The organism is Achromobacter sp. 10T422 (assembly GCF_056394065.1).
In genome coordinates this window covers 1-2,435 of sequence record NZ_JBFTHD010000021.1, presented here as the reverse complement: position 1 = coordinate 2,435, position 2,435 = coordinate 1, and the positions used below count along the sequence as shown (strand labels likewise).

1 protein-coding gene is annotated in these 2,435 nt (G+C 60.0%); it reads right to left on the bottom strand.

Going from position 1 to position 2,435, the window contains the following annotated elements; translation table 11 throughout:
• On the bottom strand, positions 1–2,435 hold a 2,435-nt coding region (locus tag AC1DB0_RS29770), incomplete at both ends, for a VCBS domain-containing protein (RefSeq protein ID WP_476758819.1).

Sequence of the window (2,435 nt, the reverse complement as noted above, 5' to 3'; positions counted from 1 at the left end):
TGCGTTTGGAAGACGGCTTGACCGGCATCCGGGTCGGTCACTTCGAGCTTGCCGCCTGTCGTGAGCGTGCCGTCTTCGGTGACCGAACCTTTGTCATCACCCGGTTGAACCGGGTTGATGATGGCGCCGTCATCCGTACCGTTGATGGTGACCGTGACCGCCTTGTCGACGATTCCGCCGTTGCCGTCGTTGACGGTCACGGTGAACGTTTCGGTGATCGATTCGCCAGATTTCAGACCCTGAACGGTCTTGTTGGCGTTGTCGAGGTTGTAGGTCCAGTTGCCCGAACCATCGACCGAGAACGAACCATACGTACCCTTGCCATCATTGTTGACGGTCCAGGTGTGCGTATCGGTCGTGTCGATGTCAGCGACGTCGATCTTGCCGGTGGCGACGAGCGTGCCGTCTTCGGTAACCGCGCCGTCAGCCTTGCCAGTCAGAACGGGGACGTCATTCGTACCAACGATGGTGACAACCACCTGACCGGTGGTGCCATCAGCCGTCGTGACCGTAAAGGTCTCGGTCAGCGTTTTGCCCGCGCCCAGGCCTTGAACAGCCGGGTCGTTATTGGTCAGGGTGTAGTTCCACTTGCCATCGGCATCGATGGAGAACGTGCCGTGCTGACCGGCTGCATTCGTTTGGACTTGGAACACGGCTTCGCCCGCGTCCGGATCAGTGACATCCAGCTTGCCGCCAACAGACGACGTCACGTCTTCTGTAACGGTGCCCTTGTCATCGCCCGGTTGAGCGGGGGTGATGACGGCGCCGTCGTCGGTGCCGTTGATCGTCACCGTGACTTGTTGCTGCGTCACGCCGCCGTGGCCGTCGTCGACCGTGACAGTGAAGGTTTCGGTGGCAGTTTCTCCAGCCTTCAACGCCTTGACGTCGGGGTTGGTGCTATCCAGGTTGTAGGTCCACTTGCCGGAGTTGTCGACCGAGAAGTTGCCGTACTCGCCCTTGCCATTGTTGTCTACGGACCAGGTGTGCGTATCGGAGGTGTCGACGTCGGTTTGCGTCAACTGGCCGGTGGTGCTCAGCGAGGTGCTTTCGGTAACGGAGCCGGCGGCTTCGCCCGCGATGACGGGAGCGTCGTTGGTGCCGTTGATGGTGACAACAACCTGGCCGGTGGTGCCGTCTGCTGTCGTGACAACGAAGGTCTCGGTCAGTTTTTCGCCGACGGCCAGGGCTTGGATCTTGGGATCTTCATTATTCAGGGTGTAGGTCCACGTCCCATCCTTGCCAATGGTGAATGTGCCATGATCGCCCGGCGTGTTGCCTGCCTTGAATTCAGCTTGGCCTGCGTCCGGATCGGTGACTTCCAGCTTGCCGCCGGTCGTGAGCACCTTATCTTCGGTGACCGAACCCTTGTCATCGCCCGGTTGAGTCGGGGTGATGATGGCACCGTCATCGGTGCCATTGATGGTGACCGTGACTTGCTTGTCGACGATCCCGCCGTTGCCGTCGTTGACGGTCACGGTAAACGTTTCGGTAAAGGTCTCGCCGGACTTCAGACCCTGAACGGCCTTGTTGGCATTGTCMAGGTTGTAAGTCCAGTTGCCGGAGCCGTCGACCGAGAACGAACCATACGTACCCTTGCCGTCGTTGTTGACGGTCCAAGTGTGCGTGTCAGTCGTATCAACATCAGCGACATCAATCTTGCCGGTGGCAACCAGCGTGCCGTCTTCGGTGACCGCGCCGTCAGCCTTACCGGTCAACACCGGAGTGTCGTTGGTGCCAACGATCGTGACAACCACCTGACCGGTCGTGCCATCAGCCGTCGTAACGGTGAAGGTCTCGGTCAGCGTCTTGCCCGCGCCCAAGCCTTGAACAGCCGGGTCGTTATTGGTCAGGGTGTAGTTCCACTTGCCATCGGCGTCGATGGAGAAGGTGCCGTGCTGACCGGCTGCGTTGGTCTGCGTTTGGAAGACCGCCTGGCCCGCATCCGGGTCGGTCACTTCCAGCTTGCCGCCGGTCGTGAGCGTCCCGTCTTCGGTGACCGAGCCCTTGTCATCGCCCGGCTGAGCCGGGTTGATGATGGCGCCGTCATCCGTACCATTGATGGTGACCGTGACCGCCTTGTCGACGATCCCGCCGTTGCCGTCGTTGACGGTCACGGTAAACGTTTCGGTAAAGGTCTCGCCGGACTTCAGGCCTTGAACAGCCTTGTTGGCGTTGTCGAGGTTGTACGTCCAGTTGCCCGAACCATCAACCGAGAACGAACCATACGTACCCTTGCCGTCGTTGTTGACGGTCCAAGTGTGCGTGTCAGTCGTATCAACATCAGCGACATCAATCTTGCCGGTGGCAACGAGCGTGCCGTCTTCGGTGACCGCGCCGTCAGCCTTACCGGTCAACACCGGAGTGTCGTTGGTGCCAATGATCGTGACGACCACTTGACCGGTGGTGCCATCAGCCGTCGTAACCGTAAAGGTCTC